General features: G+C 52.8%; 18 protein-coding genes. 4 read left to right on the plus strand and 14 right to left on the minus strand.

The features are described from left to right. Positions 1 to 36 precede the first annotated feature (36 nt). Positions 37 to 3,663, minus strand: coding sequence for a cobaltochelatase subunit CobN (gene cobN / locus NXS13_RS00305; RefSeq protein WP_259076972.1), 3,627 nt, complete (start codon positions 3,661 to 3,663; stop codon positions 37 to 39). A gap of 249 nt (positions 3,664 to 3,912) precedes the next feature. Between cobN and NXS13_RS00310 the strand changes: the two genes are divergently transcribed. The 4 genes from NXS13_RS00310 (at position 3,913) to NXS13_RS00325 (ending at position 7,624) form a co-directional block, all read left to right on the plus strand. Next, positions 3,913 to 5,097 carry a precorrin-3B synthase gene (locus NXS13_RS00310; RefSeq protein ID WP_259289209.1) on the plus strand — a complete coding sequence of 395 codons (1,185 nt, stop codon included), beginning with the start codon at positions 3,913 to 3,915 and terminating at the stop codon, positions 5,095 to 5,097. Beyond that, positions 5,094 to 5,741 (plus strand): precorrin-8X methylmutase, encoded by a 648-nt coding sequence (locus tag NXS13_RS00315; protein ID WP_259076968.1) that lies wholly within the window; start codon positions 5,094 to 5,096, stop codon positions 5,739 to 5,741. Before NXS13_RS00310 ends, NXS13_RS00315 begins: the two co-directional genes overlap by 4 nt. Before the next feature lie 3 nt (positions 5,742 to 5,744). Then, positions 5,745 to 7,238: a precorrin-3B C(17)-methyltransferase gene (gene cobJ, locus NXS13_RS00320; protein WP_259289210.1), complete on the plus strand. Its 1,494-nt coding sequence runs from the start codon at positions 5,745 to 5,747 to the stop codon at positions 7,236 to 7,238. A 71-nt stretch (positions 7,239 to 7,309) separates the two neighbouring features. Continuing rightward, the gene (locus tag NXS13_RS00325) at positions 7,310 to 7,624 is read left to right on the plus strand and encodes a hypothetical protein (RefSeq protein WP_259076964.1); all 315 of its coding nucleotides are present in this window, start codon (positions 7,310 to 7,312) and stop codon (positions 7,622 to 7,624) included. Between the two features lies 1 nt (position 7,625). On the opposite strand, the gene NXS13_RS00330 is transcribed toward NXS13_RS00325, so the two are convergent. The 13 genes from NXS13_RS00330 to arc form a co-directional block, all read right to left on the minus strand. Beyond that, the gene (locus tag NXS13_RS00330) at positions 7,626 to 8,366 is read right to left on the minus strand and encodes a cobalt-precorrin-6A reductase (protein WP_259076962.1); all 741 of its coding nucleotides are present in this window, start codon (positions 8,364 to 8,366) and stop codon (positions 7,626 to 7,628) included. Further along, positions 8,354 to 9,127 (minus strand): precorrin-4 C(11)-methyltransferase, encoded by a 774-nt coding sequence (gene cobM / locus NXS13_RS00335; protein WP_259076952.1) that lies wholly within the window; start codon positions 9,125 to 9,127, stop codon positions 8,354 to 8,356. Before cobM ends, NXS13_RS00330 begins: the two co-directional genes overlap by 13 nt. Positions 9,128 to 9,132: 5 nt before the next feature. Next, entirely contained in the window at positions 9,133 to 10,422 is a 1,290-nt protein-coding gene (gene cbiE / locus NXS13_RS00340) for a precorrin-6y C5,15-methyltransferase (decarboxylating) subunit CbiE (RefSeq protein WP_259076950.1), read from the minus strand. A 36-nt stretch (positions 10,423 to 10,458) separates the two neighbouring features. Further along, on the minus strand, positions 10,459 to 11,583 hold the full coding sequence (locus NXS13_RS00345) for a Xaa-Pro peptidase family protein (protein WP_259076948.1): 1,125 nt from the start codon (positions 11,581 to 11,583) through the stop codon (positions 10,459 to 10,461). Positions 11,584 to 11,620: 37 nt separating this feature from the next. Next, a complete protein-coding gene (locus tag NXS13_RS00350; protein ID WP_259289211.1) occupies positions 11,621 to 14,395 on the minus strand; it encodes an RNA helicase in 2,775 nt (924 codons plus the stop codon). 57 nt (positions 14,396 to 14,452) lie between these two features. Next, entirely contained in the window at positions 14,453 to 15,448 is a 996-nt protein-coding gene (tatC, locus tag NXS13_RS00355) for a twin-arginine translocase subunit TatC (RefSeq protein ID WP_396125057.1), read from the minus strand. A gap of 22 nt (positions 15,449 to 15,470) precedes the next feature. Further along, positions 15,471 to 15,881: a Sec-independent protein translocase subunit TatA gene (gene tatA / locus NXS13_RS00360; RefSeq protein ID WP_259157801.1), complete on the minus strand. Its 411-nt coding sequence runs from the start codon at positions 15,879 to 15,881 to the stop codon at positions 15,471 to 15,473. 104 nt (positions 15,882 to 15,985) lie between these two features. Next, complete coding sequence (locus NXS13_RS00365; RefSeq protein ID WP_259157800.1) at positions 15,986 to 16,942, minus strand: YafY family protein; 957 nt, start codon at positions 16,940 to 16,942, stop codon at positions 15,986 to 15,988. Beyond that, on the minus strand, positions 16,943 to 17,941 hold the full coding sequence (locus NXS13_RS00370; RefSeq protein WP_259076940.1) for a YafY family protein: 999 nt from the start codon (positions 17,939 to 17,941) through the stop codon (positions 16,943 to 16,945). 6 nt (positions 17,942 to 17,947) lie between these two features. Continuing rightward, entirely contained in the window at positions 17,948 to 19,345 is a 1,398-nt protein-coding gene (gene pafA, locus NXS13_RS00375) for a Pup--protein ligase (protein WP_259157798.1), read from the minus strand. Then, on the minus strand, positions 19,346 to 19,537 hold the full coding sequence (locus tag NXS13_RS00380; RefSeq protein ID WP_396125047.1) for a ubiquitin-like protein Pup: 192 nt from the start codon (positions 19,535 to 19,537) through the stop codon (positions 19,346 to 19,348). Next, positions 19,538 to 21,013, minus strand: a complete 1,476-nt coding sequence (gene dop / locus NXS13_RS00385; protein ID WP_259289212.1) for a depupylase/deamidase Dop — start codon at positions 21,011 to 21,013, stop codon at positions 19,538 to 19,540. It abuts the gene before it with no gap. After that, entirely contained in the window at positions 21,013 to 22,557 is a 1,545-nt protein-coding gene (arc, locus tag NXS13_RS00390; RefSeq protein WP_259289213.1) for a proteasome ATPase, read from the minus strand. The genes dop and arc overlap by 1 nt, the downstream gene beginning before the upstream one ends. Positions 22,558 to 22,610 lie beyond the last annotated feature (53 nt).

Consider the following 22,610-nt stretch of genomic DNA (forward strand, 5'->3'; position numbering starts at 1 on the left):
CGAAGGGCTTTCAGGCGGCGCGCTCATGACGCGATATTAGCGATCTTCGAGTTCTCCCTCCATCTCTAGGAAGGTAGTACGCAGAGTATCGAGTGCTTCGGGGCTAGGTTCCTCCCACAGCTTCCGTTCGGCTGCCTCGAGAAGCCGTTCGGCAATATCACGCAGCGCCCACGGATTCGATTCCTGGAAAAATTCCCGATTCTTTGGGTCCTTTACATATGTGTCCGTGAGAGTTTCATACATCCAATCCTCCATAAGACCTGTGGTGGCATCATAGCCGAAGAGGTAGTCCACGGTCGCTGACATCTCAAAAGCACCTTTATAGCCGTGGTTACGCATTGCTTCGAGCCAGCGGGGATTGACTACGCGAGCACGGAAAACGCGCCGCGACTCCTCGTGCAGGGTTCTGGTTTTTACTGTTTCTTGGCGGGTGGAATCACCAATATAAGCTTCAGGATCAGCACCTGTCAGAGCTCTGACCGTCGCGATCATACCGCCATGGAACTGGAAGTAATCGTCAGAATCGGCTATGTCATGCTCCCGGGAATCAACATTTTTTGCCGCTACTTGAATGCGGCGGTACGCCCGGCGCATATCATCGCTAGCCTCGACGCCATTGACGCCGCGGCCATATGCATAGCCACCCCATGCGGTGTAGACCTCCGCGAGGTCTTGATCGTCGCGCCAATTCCCAGATTCAATAAGCTCCAACAGTCCGGCCCCATAGGTGCCAGGCTTGGAACCAAATATTCGGCGTATAGGACGATCTGTGCCTTCCGCATCCTCGCTGATATGAGCGCGCACATAATTCTCCTCGGGGCTCTCATCCAACTGTGCCACCATGTTTACAGCATCGTCGATGAGCGCTAATACATGGGGGAAGGCATCTCTGAAAAAGCCCGAGATGCGCACCGTAGTGTCAATGCGGGGTCGCCCCAATTCCTCGAGAGGGATGACTTCGAGATCCACGACGCGTCGCGAGGCGTCGTCCCATACGGGTCGCACACCAAGTAGTGCGAATACCTCCGCAATATCGTCTCCAGAGGTGCGCATAGCGGAGGTACCCCAAACCGACAGGCCGACAGACTTCGGGTAGGTTCCGTGTTCCTTTAAATACCGCTCAACCAGGGAATCAGCGAGCAGCTGCCCTGTTTCCCAAGCCAATCGTGAGGGCAGGGATTTGGGATCTACAGAATAGAAGTTGCGGCCCGTGGGAAGCACATTAACAAGTCCGCGGAGCGGAGAACCAGAGGGGCCGGCTTCAATAAATTTGCCATCCAGAGCGCGTAGGATTTGTTCCACCTCGCGAGAGGTTGCAGCAAGCCGAGGAATGAGTTCTTCGCATGCGAATACAAGAAGGTCACGCAGGCCACGGCGGTCAAGATCGTCCGGGAGGTAATCAGCCGAAGCAAGAAGATGATCTACTTCCCCACTGCGCCAATGCTGTGCTTCAAGGCTGGAGAGTAACCGGTGCGCAATTGCCTCCACCTCGTCAACTCGAGTGCGGCTTTCTTCTCCAGTCTCTGCGAGTCCTAAGGCTTCTCGTAGACCAGGAACCGCGGATTCCCCGCCCCACAGCTGGCGGGCACGAAGCATGGCTAAAACCAGCTCAACGCGCACGTCACCAGTAACTTCTTCGCTAAGGATATGGAGCCCTCCGCGGATGGACACATCTTTGATCTCGCATAGCCAACCATCGATTTCCATGATTTTATCGTCGAAGGCGTCTTCGTCGGGGCGTTCATCCCAACCTAGATCACGGTCCATTTTGGCAGCCTGCAGTAGAGTCCAAATTTCCTGGCGAATCGCTGGTAACTTTGCGGGATCCATCGCTGCAATATTGGCGTGTTCGTCAAGTAGCTGCTCCAAACGAGTGATATCGCCATAGGATTCCGCGCGGGCCATCGGAGGAATCATATGGTCAACCAAAGTGGCGTGAGCACGCCGTTTGGCCTGTGTGCCCTCCCCTGGATCGTTAACGAGGAATGGATAGATTAGCGGTAGCTCCCCGATGGCCTGATCGGTATAGCATTGTGCCGATAGCCCAGCGTTTTTTCCTGGCAGCCATTCCATATTCCCGTGTTTACCCATATGCACGATGGCGTCGGCACCAAAAACCTCACGCAGCCAGTAGTAAACGCCTAGATAATGGTGGTTCGCTGGAAGGTCAGGGTCGTGATAGATTCCCACAGGATTCTCTCCGAAGCCGCGCGGAGGCTGGACCATGATAACAACATTGCCGAAGATTAAACCTGCTATATAAATCTCGTCTGTTTCTGGATTGACATAATGGGTTCCAGGGGCTGGTCCCCAGTGCTCGATCATTTCCTCTTGCATCTCTTTAGGAAGCGTCGAGAAAAATTCCCGGTAGGTATCTCCCGATAATTTCAACGGGTTATTGGCCATGACCTCGGGTGTGAGCCATTCTGGATCATGTCCACCAGCATCGATCACAGCGTGCATGAGTGCGTCGCCGTCTAGGTTGCCATCTTCGCTATAGCCTGGAATCAGGGCTGGATCTCCGAGGTCATAGCCTGCTTTTACTAGGGCCCTGATGACACGCAAGACTGACTGCGGAGTATCAAGACCCACGGCATTACCAATGCGTGCGTGCTTGGTGGGGTAGGCCGAAAACATGAGAACGAGTTTCTTTTCGGCGGGCGGAATTGTCGATAGCACGGCGTGCCGGTAGGCAATGCCTGCGAGTCGTTCGCAACGCTCGGGATCCGGGATATAGGTGATCAGTCCCGCCTGATCATATTCTTTAAAGGAAAAAGGCACGGTAATAAGGCGTCCGTCAAACTCAGGAACTGCGATCTGGGTCGCCACATCCAGTGGGGACAGACCTTCATCAGATTCTTCCCACTCTCGGCGAGGGCTCGTCAAGGCGAGACCTTGGATGATGGGGATATCGAGGGCAGCCAGTTGGGCGACATCCCACGCCTCATCGTCACCTCCGGCCTGAGCCGTTGCAGGTTTCGTACCACCAGCGGCAAGAACAGTAGTGATGAGTACGTCGAAGGTGGCGAGTTCAGCTAAGAGATCTTCTGGTGCCTGGCGTAATGAGGCCGCATAAATAGGAATAGCGGTGGCACCACGGGCGGCTATAGCGTCCGCGAGGGCATGGATATAGTGGGTATTCCCTGCCAGGTGCTGAGCGCGGTAATACACAATGCCGATACGAGGGCTAGGTGCACCCTGGTTCCATGGCGTATCCAAGGAGTCTGTTTGTTCGAGGTAACCCCACAGTGGCATTCGTCGTGGAGGCTGGAAACCTAAACCGGTGAGAAGGAGCGTGTCGGAGAGGAAGTTATGGAGATTATGAAGGTTATCGAATCCACCTTCCGCTAGATAGGTATGGGCCGTAGTGACCACACCAGCCGGAGGGGTGGAAAGATCGGTGAGCTCGGCATCGACCGCCAGCTCCCCCGAGACTATGACCACGGGTTTTGGTGAAGCAAGAAGTGCATCGATCCCCCATTCCCACGCTCTCTTGCCACCAAGAAGCCGAACCACAAAGATATCGGTTGTTCCGATGAGTTCACTGAGGCTGTCAGAGTTGAGATAATTGGGGTTCGCGTAGTGGTAATGAACATCAGGGTGTTCGCTGGCTGCTCGTGCGGAGAGCAGGTCGGTATCGGAGGTCGAGAGCAGTGTGATCATCGAGAAAAAAATGATCCTTCCGGGTTCATATGGATAAATTGCTGAGGCGATGAGAGACCTTCTTGGTAATCATTGCCGTAATAGAGTAAGTGTATACTGAGATTCCTCGTAGATTGGTGTCTTGGGCCTAAACGCTTGTTCGCGCGGCCCGGATATATCCACCGCAGCGAGGATATTGGTGCACCTTAGCACGCTATTAAGGGATTCCTAAGTTATTAAAAGGTTGAGAATATTAGTAGAATCGCCGCTATGACCAGATCTCACCTTCGCTCCATTGATGCAGTCCCGTCAGATACCCCATTCAGCAGGTCTGTCGGAGATAAATGTCCTGGTGCTCTCAAACTATTCCCAGCTTCTGATGGCTATATAGGTCGGTTGCGATTTCCCGGAGGACGGATCACAGCGAAGACATGGTCCGTTATCGCCAAATTGGCACTTGAGCTCGGCGACGGTGAAGCGCACATCACAACCCGCTCCAATCTGCAAATTCGTGGTGTGAACGACCACACGGCTTTTAGTTCGCGAGCCATCGAGTGTGGTCTCGTGCCCTCAATAGCTCACGACCGCATGCGCAATATCCTAGCCTCCCCCCTTTCAGCTAAAGCTCAAGCTGATAGCCGAACCTTGGATGCTGCCATACTGGCCGATAGTGACGTAGCCGCCTTACCCGGACGGATTCTATTCGGAATCGACTCTGGGCGCGGCGATATTCTCGGTCAACGTGTAGATTTCGGAGCGCAGCATCGATCCGATGGCAGCTATAGGCTCATTCTCGCGGGTGAACCCACGCCCTATTGCGCTCCCGATCAGCGCACTATGATTGACTCTCTGCTCGATGCCGCTCGATACTGGCAATCGCATCGGGGCAAGCTGTGGCGAGTAGCCGAATCGGCGAGCCTAACTCGTGAGATCATGGAGTTATGGTCCCAGAACACTGCATTAAGCTATGAAGATCTCAGAGATATCCTAAGACCAGAGCCCGAACACCATATGCGACCAGTCGGATGGCTCGACAATGAAGACGGCACCGTTAGCCTAGGAGTTGGACTGCCATTCGGGGTGATCCCACAGCAGGCTCTTCAGGTTCTCGGAGTCATCGAAGTTGATACTTCCATTACGCCGTGGGCTTCGCTGGTTGTCCATGATCTCACCGAAGGTGACGCCGAAGCAATTGTTAAGGTACTCGCGCCCCTAGGCCTCATCCTTGATGCGAACTCTCCCTGGCTGAAGGTTAGTGCCTGTACAGGTTTACCGGGGTGTCAAAAATCCCACTCTGTCACGCGCAGCGATGCTAGTGAGTTTATAGAAAGAGGCTACGATTTAGACACACCTGTCCATTTTTCCGGCTGCGAACGTCGCTGTGGGCACCCACTGACCACATACACCGACTATGTGGCAGTAGGTGACGGCGAATACGAGGTATATAATCGATGAGTTTTAGCTATATCACTGATGGCGATGAGATTTACAGGCAATCATTCGCCATGATTCGAGAGGAATCAGATCTCTCGACCTTCACCACCGAGCAATCACAAATAGCAGTGCGCATGATTCATGCTGCTGGCGAGACTGACCTCGCTCGAGATATCGAATTCTCCCCCGATGCAGTTACCTCCGCCCGAGAAGCATTCTTCCAGGGGCGCCCAATTATCACCGACGTCACCATGGTGCACGCTGGCATCACACGGGCCAGGTTGCCTAGAGATAATAAAGCTTTGTGCTTTCTCCACGACGAACGCACTAGGGATCTTGCACGTCGACTAAATACCACCCGTACCGCCGCTGCCGTGGAACTGTGGGAGCCCGAACTTGCCGGCTCAATTGTAGCTATCGGAAATGCACCCACCGCTCTCTTTCACCTGCTTAATTGGCTCGAGGCCGACCCACACCGTCCTCGACCAGCGGTTATTTTAGGTATCCCCGTGGGATTTATCGGTGCTGCTGAATCAAAACTGGCACTCAGTGAAAAGGCTCGTGAACTAGGCACTGATTTTATTACCGTGCACGGGCGTCGCGGCGGATCCGCCATCACTTGCGCAGCTATCAACGCTCTAGCCACCTATAAGGAGATTCTTTAAATTATGAATCACGGCACGCTCATCGGCGTCGGTGTAGGTCCAGGCGACCCTGAATTGCTCACTATCAAAGCGGTATCCGCGATTAAGAATGCTGATACTGTTGCGTTTCATGCTCGTCCGGGCGGCAGCTCTGCGGCGCGGGCCATCGCTGAGCCCTATCTAAATCAGGGCCAAGAGTTGCTCCTGTTGGAATACCCTGTCACCACTGGCGCCACCGACCATCCTGGAGGTTATGCCGGGGCCATGGCTGAATTCTATAGTGAGGCTATTGCACAATTGCGCACCCGCCTGAGTGACGGTAAGACTGTTGCGGTGATTGCCCTTGGTGATCCCATGCTTTACTCCTCCTACCAGCATCTGCACGGAGTTTTAGCTGAGGAATTTCATTCCGTTGTCATTCCCGGCATCCCCTCTCTGACAGCGGCAGCCGATGTCCTCGCCAAACCTTTATGTCAAGATGACGAGGTGCTGAGTATCCTTTCCGGCACCCTTGATGAGTCGGTTTTAGTCGAGAAACTGCGTAATACCGACTGTGCAGTGATTATGAAACTGGGTCGTACTTTCGACAAAGTGCAGCGCGCGCTACACGAAGCTGGTATGGCAGATAGAGCTTATATCGTCGAGCGCGTGGGGATGGAGGGCCAACGCTCCTACCCACTTAATGCTGTGGGAGAGGAACCTGTCCCCTATTTCGCTGTCGTGGTTGTTCCTTCAAAGAAAGCTGAGCTCCCGCACGATGAACCACATATCCAGACTGGTGAAGTAGTTGTTGTAGGCCTAGGGCCCGCTGGTGCGCAATGGCTTAGCCCTGAGGCCAGTGCCGAGCTCAAGGCAGCAACCGATATTGTGGGATATTCTACCTATGTCAATAGGGTTCCCGATCGGGCTGGACAGCGCAAGCACCACAGCGATAACAAGGTTGAAGCGGAGCGCGCTGCTATGGCGCTCGACTTAGCCCTCCGCGGACGCCGCGTTGCCGTGGTATCTTCTGGCGATCCGGGGGTTTTCGCCATGGCTGCAGCTGTTCTGGAGGTGGCAAGCGATCCCCAATGGGTAGGGGTTCCAGTACGCATAATTCCAGGGATGACCGCAGCCCAAGCAGTAGCTTCTCGGGTAGGGGCACCGTTGGGCCACGATTTTGGCATGATCTCCCTGTCTGATCGTCTCAAGCCTTTTGCAATTGTGGAAAAGCGGGTGCGAGCCTTGCTGCAGGCAGATATGGCCTTCGCAGTTTACAATCCGGCTTCTAAGCAGCGGCGTGAGCAGGTCCACACGTTAAAGAGGATCGTTGCAGAGTATCGATCACCCGACATACCTATTATCGTGGCCCGCGCGGTGGGCAGCGAGAGTGAGAAAATCACAGTCACTACCGTTGCCGATTTCGATCCCGACATAGTGGATATGCGAACCATGCTCATTATTGGGGCATCGACGACCACCACCTACAAGGCGGCAGGATGTGTAACACGCGTGTATACTTCGCGATATTATACTTAGTTTCGTAGCGCGACTCAATGATCGAGCTGCGCAATAATATTGCGATGCAGTCCACGATGAAGAAGGGCCCAATGAATTTATATTCCTTCAAACGCTCCATGATTGCGCTGGTCACCGCCAGCACTGTTATATGTGCTGGCATGAGCGCGGTTGAGGCGGCGCCTAGTACCAGCTCTATCACCGCTGAAGATTTTAATAAGGATGTCGGTAGCATCGACTCCAACAGCTCGAACCCAGAAACTAACACGGGCTCATCCGCCACCTACTGGTTTGATCGCCAACAGGGCTGGGTGCAAACCCTCATCATAGTGATAAGCAGCTTGCAGATTGCTGCCCTATTAATAGGCCCGGCGCGCGCCTTATTCTACAATCTTTTTAAGGTCTAAACTAGGCAAACCGAGCATCCTCTAATAGGGCGATCACCTCTTCTGTCGATGAGCACTGATGTGCAATGGCCGGCAGAGCTGGTCGCTCGATCATCAACACCTTGATGCCAAGTTCTCTAGCGGCCTGCAATTTAGCGGTAGTCATGGAGCCACCAGAATTCTTGGTGATCAAGCAGTCAATCTGATTATCACGCATAATCTTCTTTTCGTCGGCTACCTTAAAAGGCCCACGTGAGTGGATGAGGCGATATCTGTGTGGAAGTGGCGGCCTCGGCGGCTCAACCGTCCGAATCACATATATATTGTGCACATCGTGGGCGAAATAATGAAGATTCTGGCGGCCAATCGTGAGGAAAATGTGGTGAAAATTCTGGGCGGCTTGCGCAGCAGCGCTGGCAAAATCTGGCACACGTATCCATTGATCACGGTCTCCTGGAGTCCACAATGGTCGATGCAAGGCAACCAGTGGAATGCCCGTAGCCCGGGCAGCCTCGGCCGCCGAAAGCGAGATTCGCTCCGCAAACGGGTGGGTAGCATCGATCATCACCTCTATGCCATGGCTGAGGATCCATTGAGTTAAACCGGCTGGGCCCCCAAAACCTCCAATTCGTACCTCCCCGACGGGTAAGGCTGGATTAGAGACCCTACCGGCTAGCGATGTTGTGGTGTACCAGCCCATATCATTGAGGCGTTGCGCTACATCGCGTGATTCTTTGGTTCCCCCGAGGATTAGAGCACGCATGGAAGTGTCCGCCCTTCCTCGTCACGGGGCCGATCATCTGAATAGAGGAAAGAATCAGGAAAACCACTGGCGCCTAGAACTTTTCCGACAACAATAATGGCCGTACGGGTAATTCCAGCCTCTAAAATCTGCGCAGCGATATCTCCTAAGGTACCCCGCAGAATTTTTTCATTCTCCCTAGACGCGAATGCTACCACTGCTACGGGACACTGGGCCCCATAAAACGGCAGGAGCTCAGTAACCACACGGTTAATATCGTGGGCAGCTAGGTGTATACATAAAGTGGTCCGGGCTTGAGATAAGGTTGCGAGATCTTCCCCCTCCGGCATCGCTGAGGCGCGCCCCGATACCCGAGTGAGAATAACCGATTGTCCGACGGTGGGAACTGTCAGTTCATGCCCTAAAGATGCCGCTGCTGCCGCGAAAGCTGGAACACCAGGCACGATCTCATAGTCGATACCTCGTGCTGTTAAACGTCGTACTTGTTCAGCGAGAGCAGAGTATATGCTGGGATCCCCGGATTGCAGGCGCACAATCTTTTTGTGTTGCGCATGCGCCTGAGCGATGATTTCCACGATTGTGTCTAGGGGCATACGGGCGGTATTGATGAGTTCGGCGTGTTCAGGAGCTGAATCCAACACCTCCTGCGGAATTATTGATCCTGCATATAGACAGAGATCCGCCTGCCTAATGAGACGATCGGCACGCACAGTGAGAAGATCTGACGCCCCTGGACCTGCGCCGATGAAATAAACAGTCATGGAAATTAATCGCTTTCTAATTTATCTGTGGAGCTAAAGCTTCTATGGGCTTTGTCGATAACCCACTGTACAATGGGATAGCTCGGTTTGAACGCGGTGAATTCACCGATGTGCTGCTCGGTGGAAATATTGACCCGAGTAAGAGAGCCACCATACTGGCGGCGTAGGTTGACAACGAGAGCTTCGCTTTCAATTGTCACAGCATTGGCTACGAGACGTCCTCCAGGTAGTAACTTCTCCCACGCACTATCAAAAACTCCGGGGTGGGTCAGCCCACCTCCTATAAATACACGATGAGGGCGCGTTTTTTCACTGATGACACTCTCAGGAGCGGTACCCGCGATTGTCAAACGGTGCGAAACGCCGAGTTTGCGGGCGTTGAAGTCGATGCGCTCACGACGATCCGAGCGATCCTCGAAGCACACACCACGCGCGGTTGAAGTTGATCGCAAGCATTCAATGACAACACTGCCTGATCCCCCACCAATATCCCATATGATATCGCCGGCCCGTGGGGCTAGAGCCGCCACACTGAGCGCTCTGATATGGGCCTTACTGAGTTGCCCATCACTAATATACGTGTCATCCGGCAGTCCTGGAGTAAGCGGAAGACCGCACCGAGAGGGAGTGACGGCAATAATATTTAGTGCACTAACGACCGCCGGAGGATTGCTGGCAGTCCCCACAGCATGTGATTCATCGGCTCCCCCGAGGTCGTTAAGAATCTCCACCTGCGCATCCGGCTGATCGAGGTCTCTTAATAAGGCGCACAGTAGCCTAGGGGTCGTTTCGTCCCGACCCAGCACGAGGAATGGGCGCCCTTCTTCAATGGGAATAGTGAGTGATTCAATGGGCTGTGAAACCACCGAATGGACCGGCGTCGTGTCGAGTGCCCATCCCAACCGCGCACACGCTAATGATGCTGAAGACATATAGGGGTAGATAGTCAACGGCATATCTGGAAAAATCCTCTTGAGGGTTGTTCCAATCCCGTGAAACATAGGGTCACCACTGGCTAAAACCGCGACTTTTCGCTCACCGATGGTGTCAAATATGTCCTTGAGCGCAGGCACGAGAGGAGATGGCCACGGACGGCGCTCGGCGGAGATCTCCTCTCCTAGCAGGTTTAGCTGGCGCCACGATCCCAGCACCAGGTCGCTTGAAGCCAGCGCAGCCAATGCCTCTTCGTTGAGGTCAACGATGCCGCGGGCACTCATTCCCACCACGCTTATATGCGCTCCGCCGCGGGCTGAGCTGTCAAGCTTTTGGTACAAGCCACTTTGAGATTGGGTCATATAAGCAATTCTAACTGTCTCAGGCAGAGAAATTCGCTAGCGCAGCGTGCGCGGCTGATTATTAAGTCTTTCACATCCTTTGTCTGTCACTAGCACAATATCTTCGATGCGCGCTCCGAAGCGTCCTGGAATATAGATGCCTGGCTCCACGGAAAATGTCATACCCGGCTCCAAAATGAGATCGTTACCTGCCATGATATACGGCTCCTCGTGGGTCGATAGACCAATTCCGTGACCAGTACGGTGAATGAAATACTCCCCGAAACCCCGTGAGCTAATAGCAGTTCGTGCAACTGCATCAATCTCTTGTGCTTTAGCTCCGGGTTTTACTGCCGCAACCGCAGCATCTTGAGCGAGGTAGAGGACCTCGTAAAGTTCGTGCATGAGTGGGTCGAGATGATCGAGGTTTCCTCCGACAATATATGTTCGGGTGCAATCAGAGTGGTACCCCACCCCAAAGGTGCCTCCGATATCAACAACCACAACGTCACCCGCACATAACTTCCGGTCTGAGTAGTTATGGTGAGGGTTAGCACCATTGGCCATGGAGCCAACGATGATGAAATCTACAGCGCTGTGTTCTTCGAGGATCAGAGCATTGATATCAGTTGCTACCTCTCGTTCGGTGCGCCCTGGTCTGAGCAATTCCGGGATTTTGGCATGAACTCGATCGATCGCTTGACCTGCACTGCGCACCTGCGCAATCTCGGCTTCATCTTTAGCAATGAAGAGTTCTTTGAGGATCACAGTGGCCGATACCCATTCGGATTGAGGCGCACTCAACTGTTGCAGACGCAGGAGATGGCTGGCTTTAAGGTCATCACTTATTCCCAACCGGATGGGTTGACGGCCAAAGTAGTCCACCACCATCTGATGGGGATTATGCCCGTCTTCCCACGGCACTAGACGCACCGGGAGATCTTGGATCACCGATGTCTCAATCTCTGCTCGGTCAACCGCGGGATAGTAGAATTGGGGCTCGCCGTGCGCTGGGATAACGAGAGCACAGAATCTTTCATGGGTGCTCATCCATGACGAACACAGATACGCTAGCTGCGCTCCAGGAGCAACGATGACTGCATCCAAACTATTGGCACGCATCAGCCTTTGAGCTCTAGTAATCCGAGAGGCATATAGGTGGGCGGGAAAATGCGGATTCATATCCTTATTGTAAATCACGACATCAAAAGCGGAGACCCTAAGCTCCCAGGGCGACGACACCTCGGCGGATTGCTGCAACAGCCTGCTTAGCCGTATGAATAGTATCTTCGTTATACGAGGTTTTATTCATTTGTTCTAGCAGATCCACCACTTGGCGTGCCTGCCGTACAAAATCTCCCGGTGTCAATTCCGCACCCGACTCATGGGCGGCAGCTAGGCAGTAGCCCAATGGAGCTCCAGCCGTCCACTGGTGGAGTGCAAGAGCGAAACCAGGTTCGGGCATCTTGGTCTGTGTCAAACGGTGTCGGCGTTCATCAAAAGATAGTTGCTCCCATATCCGCATTGTATTATTCATGGCCACGACCATGGCATCGGTAGCCCCTTGGGCCTCCCCTCGCGCTTCACGACGATTTTCAAAGGAACACATGCTCACAACGCCGGCTAATTCGGCTGGATCAAGTCCATCCCAGATACCACGACGCAGACACTGGGCAATGAGAAGGTCGGACTCGCTGTGAATGAGCGCCAAACGCTCACCTTCCTCGGTGATTGCGGGCGTGCCTGACTCGTCAAACTCCACGTAGTCCATTTCAGCCAGCAAACCAAGGATGCGATCAAACTGCTTGCCCAAGGTTTCGGTGGCTTGGTCGACCTGATTTCGCCTCTTTTTAAGCTCGAGACGGGCGCGAGTCAGCTGCTGTCCGAGTGGATTGAGATCATCAATATGGGGCCAGTAGTGGGCTGGGTGACTGCGCAACTCCGCACGTAGTTTTAATATCTCTGTGCTAGGGCGATGGCGCATATCCGGGCGCATCCTTTTTGGTCTCGGATAGGAATTCTTGGCAAAGAGCTCCTTGGCAAGCCGTGAATTTTTTTCCGGACGCGCAATAACGGGGCGCGGTAAACGCATATGACCGATGCGTTGGGGGGCGATCGGAAAGGCCGCACTATCGACGCGACCTGCCCACCCCGATTCCATAATGATCTTCGGTCGCGGATCGTGGCGGTTATGGGCTGGCTGTACAACTACAGCAAGAATAGGTTTTTTTCTTCCGGGCAGTGCAATAACATCCCCTAGTTGTAGTCGGGAAAGCACTGCGGTGACCTCGATGGCACGCTCTTCGAGAGACCGTTTCTTCTGGGCTTTCTCGGCTCGAGATAATGTACTGCGAAGATCAAAGTACTCGAGTATCTCAGCTAAGGGATCTTCGCTGGCGATATCGGCGGTAGCAATGGCCCTTTGTAGTTTTCTTTCAAGATCCTCTACCCGATTCTCCGCTCGCTCAATATCACGGATCTCTTCGACAACACTGCCATCAGCTTGAAACTGTGCAAAGGATTTTTCCAGAAGGCGGTGAGCGGGCGAAAAACCGATAGTTTTCAGCAGATTGACGCTCATATTATAGCCAGGAGCGAAAGTTGAGATAAGTGGATAGGTACGCGTAGATGCTAGGGTAGAAACGTGCTGCGGATCCATCGCGGGCGCCCACATCACAACTGCATTACCTAGGGTGTCAATCCCCCGCCGGCCCGCACGCCCAGTCAGTTGGGTGAATTGGCCAGGGCTGAGATCAACGTGGCCTTCACCATCGTATTTAACTAATTTCTCCAAAACAACCGAGCGTGCTGGCATATTAATACCCAACGCTAGAGTTTCGGTGGCGAATACAGCTTTAACTAGTCCACGAGTAAAAAGTTTCTCCACGATATGGCGAAAAGCCGGAAGCATGCCCGCATGGTGAGCAGCAAACCCTCGCGTGAGTGCAGCCTTCCACTTTCGGAATTCGAGAATCTTTAGATCCTCTTCTGGAATATCCTTGACGCCGTGAGCAACAATTTCAGCAATCTTCTCAGATTCTTCCTGGGACGTAAGCACCATCTTCGAGCCTAAGCACTGTGCTAAAGCGCCATCACAACCGGCTCGTGAGAAGATGAAGACGATCGCGGGTAGCATCTCGTGGTTGCTGAGAATTTGAATAACCTCAGGTCGCCCTAGGGGACGATGGCGATCGGTGCGTTTTGCCTGAGGTCTGTTAATCGATGTGCGACCTGATCCTCCACCTGATCGGGCTCGGAAAGACTTCTGAGCGAAAAAGTCAGAATGCCCGTGAGGCCGATCGTCACCGCTGATGCGTTCGATATAGGATTCGAGTCGCCGGTTGACAGTGCCTACCTCGTTGGGTTCGAACAGCGGGAAAAGTTTGCGGCCAACGAGCATCCACTGATCCAGCGGTACAGGGCGATCCTCGCTGATGATAACTTCGGTATCTCCGCGGACAGTTTGTAGCCATTCTCCAAATTCTTCGTAGTTACTCACGGTCGCTGAGAGCCCAATGATCTTGACTGTGTCCGCCAGACCGAGAATGACCTCCTCCCATACGGCACCGCGTGATCTATCCGCAAGGAAATGGATTTCGTCCATGACAACATGACTGAGTCGATCGAGGGTATCCGACTGCGCGTAGATCATATTGCGAAGTACCTCGGTGGTCATCACGAGGACATCTGCATCTCGATTGATTGAGGTATCACCAGTGAGAAGTCCGACGTTATCGGATCCGTGAGCGCCTACGAGGTCGTGATATTTTTGGTTACTCAAGGCCTTGATTGGTGTGGTATAGAAGCACTTTGTACCCTGCGATAAGGCCAGTGATACGGCGAATTCACCCACGATAGTTTTGCCCGCTCCGGTTGGGGCGCAAACGAGAACTCCGTGTCCGTTCTCGATAGCCTGACAACCAGCGATCTGGAAGTCATCAAGTGGATGGGATAGTGATTGACGAAAAACGTCGAGATGGGAACCAAAGCTCATGGCTCAAGGCTACCTAAGCTAAAAGGATGCACCAAGAATATAGGTGCATCCGCTTATTTAGATAATGTCGTCGAAATAGTTTTTGTCTTCAGCTAAAGGCGCTGGCTTAGATATGGGAGCCGAAGCTAAGGTCGACGATTCGTCGGGATTTTGCGAGGTTTGAACCGGGGGCGAGGCTTCTTCATCGCCTAGGTCCAGCCACTCGGGGCGGTCAATCCTTCGGCGTCGGTCGTTGAAGCGACAGAATTGGATCGCTAATTCCATGAGTAAGCTTAGCGAGAAAGCCAGTGCAACCATGGAAAATGGATCTTGACCGGGGGTCATAAAAGCCGCAAAAATAAAAATACCCAAGACAATAAAGCGCCGCTTCTCTTTAATGGCTTGATAGCTGATTAATTCCACCACGTTAAGCATGGCGATGATGAGCGGTAGTTCGAAACTGACGCCAAAAATAACTAGTAGTGCCAGAATAAAATTAAAGTATTGTCCACCCGAAAGCGCCGCGATCTGGGTATTATCGCCGATAGTCAGAAGCAGATCCAAGCCATAGGCGACCACAAAATAGGCGAGGAGTGCGCCCACGACGAAGAGGAAAACAGCACTAGCGACAAAGGTGAAAGTCCACTTACGTTCCTGGCGCTTCAACCCTGGGGTTATAAAAGCCCACATCTGGTATAGCCACACTGGGGAGGCGAATACGGCACCAGCAAGGGCACCAACTTTCAGTCTCAGGAGAAACATCTCGAAGGGGCTGGTCGCGAGCAAGCGGCATTCGCCGTCGAGCGTAAACGATGCGCGCTTCGAAGGATCGAGGGAGCAGTAAGGACCGCGCAGAATCTCTCCGAGACTAGGGATAGATAGTACCGCGTGCTGGTACCACAGAAAACCGGCGATGGATCCGAGAATCAACCAAATGACCGATATGATTACTCGGCGGCGTAGTTCTTGGAGGTGCCCCACCAGAGACATTTGAGCTTCCGGATTGCTGCTGCGCCTAAATCGCTTTTTCTTCGCCTGTTTTTCTGTAGATGCGGCTGGTGTAAGAGAACTCATCATTGCTTAAGAGGAACTGTACCTAAGCCTGAGGATTTTGGTTGCCTACGGAGCCCTGCCCTGGATTTGTTACGTGCCCTTGATGGGGAAAAGGAGCCTGCAAGGGATTCGGGTTATCGCCCTGCTGAGGGTACTGCGTAGGGTTGGGATGAGTAGCTGGCCCCTGGTTGGCATAGGGAGCCTGGTTGGGGTTAAGCGCTGGCCCTTGATTAATAGGTGACGCGCTGATGGGAGAGGGCGTTACTGGCTGCTGGGCGATCGCTTGCTGGTCACTAACTGCCTTATCATCGTTACTCATTTCTTTGACCTCCGACTTGAAGATACGCATGGAGCGTCCCAGTGAACGGGCAGCATCGGGTAGTCTACGAGCACCGAAAAGGAGAATGAAAACGAGGAGAATCAGGATGATCTCGAGGGGGCCTAAATTTGGCATAGGGGTCCTTTCTGAAGGTCCAACAGATCAGGAAAATCTGCTCAACGTTATGGTAGAGCGCTGGCTAAGAGAAATCTCTCAATCGTCAGATGTCTCATTACGTCCTAATCATACGCACCTTTGAGCTCTCTGGCTCGTTTTCTCACAGTGTCGGCGATTTCTGCAGGTTCGACGACTCTCATACGGTCAGTATTGCCGAGGGCGAAATTAACCAGCCATGTTCTGGATACAAGTGGCAGGGTAATCCACAGGTGGTGATCTTCATCTAATAGAGCCTGGCTGTGGGGTATGGTATCGGCTAACCAACTGGCATGGGGATATATGACGATGGTGGCATGTTCGGTGACCGCATGGAAGTCAAAGGGGTCGTTGCTATCGAATTCGAGCTCTTCAAGATGGCTCTCCGCGGACTCGTTCTCCAGCGTCAAGTCAGTTATGCAATCGATGCGAAAAGTGCGATGGTCTACGGCATCATGATCGTAGGCGTGAAGATAGACTAGACCGTCTTTGCTGAATAAGCGTACCGGCGAGGCGTACCGTTTACTGAGTGCATCCTTGGCGCGTGAGTAATAAGAGAATGCTATCCTTTGGGATTTTTGTAACGAGGTAGCTATCAATGCCAATTTCTCACCGTGTTCGTCACGGGTTTGTTCTCGACCGAGATGATCGGAACTATTAACCTGTAAACCAGTGGCTAGGAGCAGTGACCTGATCTTCTCGATCGCTGACTCCACGGCTTCTTTTTCCACCAAGCCAGGAGCCGATAGCAGTGACTCCAAACCGAGAATGAGGGCATTGGCCTCCGTTCGATTGAGCCGTAGCGGGAAATCCATGCCCTGGCTATCAAGGATTTTCACCGAGTGAAACTCGGATCTCAAATCGACCAATTGATCAGGAGTAATGCCAGGACCACAACAATACAAGCGGTTTAAATCCTTCTTCAACGTCCCGGGGTCGGTTCCTAGGTCAGCGGCAGCTTCCATAATTGAACGCCCCGGATGCTTTTGAAAATAGGGCAAAAGATTCAGCATCCGCACCAGATCGAGATAATGGGTGTTCATTTACCTCTCCCCTAGAGCCATATCAACGAGCTCGCGGATCTCCGCGATCAGGGAGTCGGGTGATTCCACTCGCACAGATGGGCCGTGGATCATGGCTTGACGCTTCAACCAATCGGCGTCAACGTCGCGAAAGACATACCGATTATCGCCGAGCGGCTGGGCCAGTGATCGAAGATCGTTCGCTACACCAGGGGTGATGAAGAGCTCAGCCGTGATAAATGTGGTGCCGCTTCCGAGTTGTCCGATGAGAAGATCAAGAAAATTGGTCCCTGCTGCAGGCGCATTAAAGTCCCCGTATGCGCTTGATTCTTGGGGGTCTACGATTGAGATATCTGATAGCCGCCTCAGCCGGAAACAGCGCGGTGCCGCGCGATCGATATCATAACCAATGAGATACAGCCTGTCTTTATAAGTGAGAAGCGCCCATGGGTCTATCCACCGTTCATAAAAGTCACTGGCCTGATCACGCTGATAATAGAATCGCAGGCGCTTTCGCTGCGCGATAGCTTCGTCGATAAGATCGAGGTTTTGAGAACTGAGTAGTGAAAGATCGTTGATGGGGGTGAATAACGGTTTCTCGTTGAGCGAACTTGGCACCCCGCTAGCCGCCAGCTTGGTCCACCCGGACCGGGAAAATGTAGCAAGTTCTCCGCAACTGTCCATCTTGCCTACGAGACTTAAAACCCGAGCCTCTTCTTCGGTGAATTCGATCGGTGGAAGCTGATAGTCATCGGAGTTAAGGCACCACACACTAATACCCTCGATATTGACGTTCTCGAGAGGGACCCCCAACGAAATGAGGGTGTCGATATCACGGGTAAAAAGGCGTCGTGCTGCGGATACCGTCCGGATGGGCGTCTTAGCGTCTTTTGCGTAGCCATAGACGTCACGGTAAATGTCTTCGAATGTGAGATAACGGCGCCCTGAATGTGCTGCTTCGAGCAAAGCAAAAGTAAGATTCGTGATTCGGGCTAATTTCACTTCGGTGGGAGTTGCCACAACGAATCATTCCCTGCCTTCTCGTTTCATGATCTCAATAAGTTCATCAACGCGTGTGTCGTGGGGGCTAAACGGGCACCCGAGTTCTACGCTGTGCGGTTCCGACCCATTGACCTTCAGACGCATCCAGTCCGCGGAGAATTCTACCCCATGATCCCGGGCAGCTTGGATAAATCGGCCCCGTAAGTGGGCTCGGGTGGTGTGCGGTGGATGTACTTGGGCGATATCTACCAGTCTGGGATCAATCCACCGATGAATGAGTCCTTTTGATTCCATGATTCGATGCAGACCGCGCTCATTCCTTATGTCGTGGTAGGTCAGTTCCACCTGCTTGAGCTTAGGGTGGGAGAAATCCGTACTAGATAGTCCGAGGCGGCGTTGGTAGCGCCTCAGCAGTTGAAGTTTGATGATCCAATCAATATCGTGCTCAACGAGGGAATAATCTGTAGATTCGATGGCCTCTAATACGAGGCGCCACAAGTGACACACCTTAACTAGCTCGGAGTTGGGAGTTGAATTATTGTCGTCGCGGTGTTCCAGCCATTTCTGTGCGGCTTCAAGGTACCGCCACTGAATATCTAATGCACTCATTGATGGGCCCTTTTCGCACGGGACCACCGCTCGGCCGGTGCAATCACGCGATATCTCTCGAATGACGGAGATATCCTTTTCGCTGGCCAGCCGCGGAAACTCGATTCCCGCTTCCAGCATCTCCAATACTAGAGTTGTGGAACCTACTTTGAGGGCGAGAGAGGGTTCGGCCATATTTGAATCCCCCACGATCACATGTAGCCGACGATAGTGATGGGAATCGGCATGGGGCTCATCGCGGGTATTGATGATCGGGCGCGAGCGTGTTGTGGCACTAGAGACTCCCTCCCATACATGATCGGCGCGCTGAGAGAGCTGGAATGAACCTTCTTGGATACTCCCGGCGCCGCATATAAGTTGCCTGGTAATTAAGAAAGGCAAGAAGGATCGACCAAGGTGGCGTAACACCGTCTCTCTGGCAACCAGGTAATTCTCATGGCAGCCATAAGAATTTCCAAACGAGTCTAGATTATTTTTGAAAAGATAGATCCGGTGAGGTCGCCCTTCTTCAGCAAGCGCTCGCTCTGCTTGGCTGGCAAGGGAGTCTACAATCTTATCCCCCGCGCGTTCGTAGCTGATGAGTTGGGAGAGACTATCGCACTCGGCGGTGGCCACCTCTGGGTGAGAGCCGACATCTAGATAGAGCCGAGAACCGTTGGGAATAAAGACATTGGAGCTTTTCCATTGATCCATGACAGGGCGAAAGAGTAGCCGTGCGATCTCGTCGACGTCCAGTCGCGGTTGGCGGACATCTGCAGATACCGAATTTATTCCGTACTCAGTCTCGATGCCGACGATGCGCCTCGAGAACACTTACTCGCCGCCCTTTTGGATATAGGAGCGAACAAACTCTTCGGCATTTGTTTCCAACAAGCCGTCAATTTCATCGAGGAGATCATCCACCCCCTGATGATCTACCTGGATCTGGCTTGCTGAGATATCGCCCAACTCCCCCTCGTTTTCACCCTCGGGAGATCCTGATTGCATACGATGCTTATGAGCCATTTACACGTGTCCTTTCTTTAGAAACGGAAACCGATTAAATAAGTCTGAATCTCCGGCTAGATTGCTGATTTCATCGCGGGTATATCCCTGTGGATCCAGCATTGCAAATTTACTGCCAGCGCTCGTCACGGAATCCCAATTAGCAGCATCTACGCATGTGTGGGATATGAGGTTGCCACGGAGGTAAGCGCGGGTATCGGCAGGCGGGATATCTGCGCAGGTGGCAATATCTTCCGCGGAGACGAGGGTGAGCATTCGATGCGATCTCACTAAGGCATGATAAAGGCTGCGCTCGGGGGAAATATCGCAATACTGTAAGTCCAATAATTTGATTTTAGGATCATCAATGTCTAAACCTCGGCTGAGATAGGCAGAGATCAGTGACCATTTAGCGCACCAGTCGAGTCGGTCTGCGCAGCCTTTATACCCCTCGTCCTCGAGGATATCCATGGTTTCCATCCACAAAGGGTAAACATACTCATCCGGTTGAATTCTTGAGGCATAGATCCGCAATATGTCGAGAGCAGTCCGTGAAGAACCATCTGCCATCTGCAATGTCTGAGATAGAGATAGATCTCGTGAAACAAGGCGAATCTGTTGTACTGGATCGGCGAGGCGTAGATCGGAAAAATCTACTCCGTTCTCAATCGCATCGAGGATGAGACTGGTCATCCCTAATTTCAGAACAGTTGCGGTTTGTGACATATTTGCGTCGCCAACAATGATATGAAGCCTGCCAAAACGATCGGAATCAGCATGAGGTTCATCGCGTGTATTGATAATTCCGCGGTTGAGAGTGGTTTCTAGCGAAATTTCCTGTTCGATATAGTCAGCGCGTTGGCTTATTTGAAAGCCCGGTTGTTCGCCTAGGGAACCGATACCGACGCGGCCGGCGCCTGTTAAAACTTGGCGACAAACGAAATAGGGAATGAGAGATGACGCTATATCGTCGAAGTCTGTATCGCGTCGGTAGAGATAGTTCTCGTGACTGCCATAGCTCGCACCCTTTCCGTCGACATTATTTTTGTAGATTCTTAAGGGAGGGCAGGGGTCATGGTGCTCGAGAATCGAGTGACCCGCCTGAGTTAAATGGGCAATATGGTCGACAGCACGCTGGAGGATGATATCGCCCGCCTGGTCGTAGATCATTGCATCGCGGGCATTGGTCGTTTCGGGGCTGGAATATTCCGGGTGGGCGTGGTCGACATAGAATCGACCTCCATTCGGGAGCATGACATTCGCTACACCGAGCGCCCGAGGATCCACGACGGGAATATGATGAAAGCGTTTTAGGTCAAAGCCGCGACGATCTCTAAGTGGATGCTCAGATATATAGTCCCATCGAGTGCTTAAGGCCTGGTGTTCTAATTGCCCGAAGGCAACGACAGCGTGTGTTGAGGTAATGATGGGGCTTAGCTGCGGCTGATCAGGGCTGGAGATGCCATACTCGGTTTCGGTACCTAGGATGCGTGACATCAAAGTGATCCCCCGATCACACGAGCTTCTTGCACCTCAAGACCGTGGCGCCCTAGGATTCGTGACCACTCGTGGGGATGCGACGTATTGGGCATATCCTCACTTTCCATATTTTCGGCATCGATTGCGCGCCTGAGATGCTCGCTGGTAATTCCGGAGGCGCTGTCAGTTTGAAGTTGATCTTTTATGGCGTATTTTTTTGCCCGATCCACGATATTTGCAATCATCGCACCGGAGGCGAAATCGCGGTAGTGGAGGACCTCAACTGTGCCACTTCGAAGGACCAACTCCACAAAGGGGTGGTCGGCAAACATATATTCCACAGCATTATCGATCAATACAGAAATGTCCTCAGCGTGAGGAATATCTTCACCAAGATGTTTGGCAAAGATATCGCGAGATTTAGCAGCATCGGGACGACCCACGCGAATTTTAATATCTAAGCGTCCTGGCCTCAGAATAGCTGGGTCGATCAGCTCTTCCCTATTCGTGGCTCCGATGACAATAACGTTCTTCAATTTTTCCACGCCGTCGAGCTCTGTGAGCAACTGTGGAACTACCGTCGTTTCCATATCCGAGGATACTCCAGACCCTCGGGTGCGGAAGATGGACTCCATTTCGTCAAAAAAGACTATAACGGGGCGTCCTTCGCTGGCTAGGTCTCGGGCCCGCTCGAAGATCAGTCGGATGCGGCGTTCCGTTTCACCAACGTACTTATTTAGTAATTCAGGTCCCTTAACGTTGATGAAATAGCTTGATGGTCGAGATCCATCTGGATCGGATCTTCGCTGAGTGCGCTCGGCTAGAGAATGCGCCACCGCCTTAGCGATGAGGGTTTTCCCACAGCCAGGCGGGCCATAGAGCAAAACACCTTTGGGTGGAGTGAGATTATAGCGCCGGTAAAGCTCGGGCTCAAGGAAAGGCAGCTCTACAGCATCGTGAATCTGCTCAATTTGCTCAGCCAAGCCCCCCACATCCTCATAGGTGATATGAGGGACTTCCTCCAGAGCTAGCCGCGATACTTCAGTTTTAGGAATAACTTCAAAGGCGTAGCCGGATCTTTCATCGACAAGCAACGTATCGCCCGGACGAGCTTCGCGCTTTAACTGCTCCTTAATATCATGAGCGATCCTTAGAATCTTCTCTTCACCAGTCTGGGTGGCCACGAGGACGCGTGCGGAATCCACAACCTCTAACAGAGTCCCCAGCGCGCCTGTGTGCTGAAAATGACAAACCTCGACAACTTGGTTGCCTTCCCCCAGTCGCACTAGTTTACCCGGAAGGAGGTCTCGCGGATCTACCAAAGGCGATATCGCGACACGCATCCGTCGATTGCTAGTAAATACCTCTGCGTAACCTTCTCGTGGAGATTGTTCGAGGTAAACGCCGTAAGTGGACGGTGGTGCCGCCATTTCTTCCAGCTGTCCGTGAAGTTCCTCAAGCTTATGCCGGGAAGCTTTAAGAAGATCCGCCATCTTCGCTGCACGCGCCTGGAGTTCGCGGTTTTCTCGCTGCAGTTTAAGCATTGTGGTGGAGGATTGCATGCCGCTCAGCTTACTCGGTAGTGCACCCTAAGTCAGATTTAGCGCGCACGGTG

It is taken from the genome of Corynebacterium sp. ES2730-CONJ (assembly GCF_024834055.1).
GTDB lineage: Bacteria > Actinomycetota > Actinomycetes > Mycobacteriales > Mycobacteriaceae > Corynebacterium.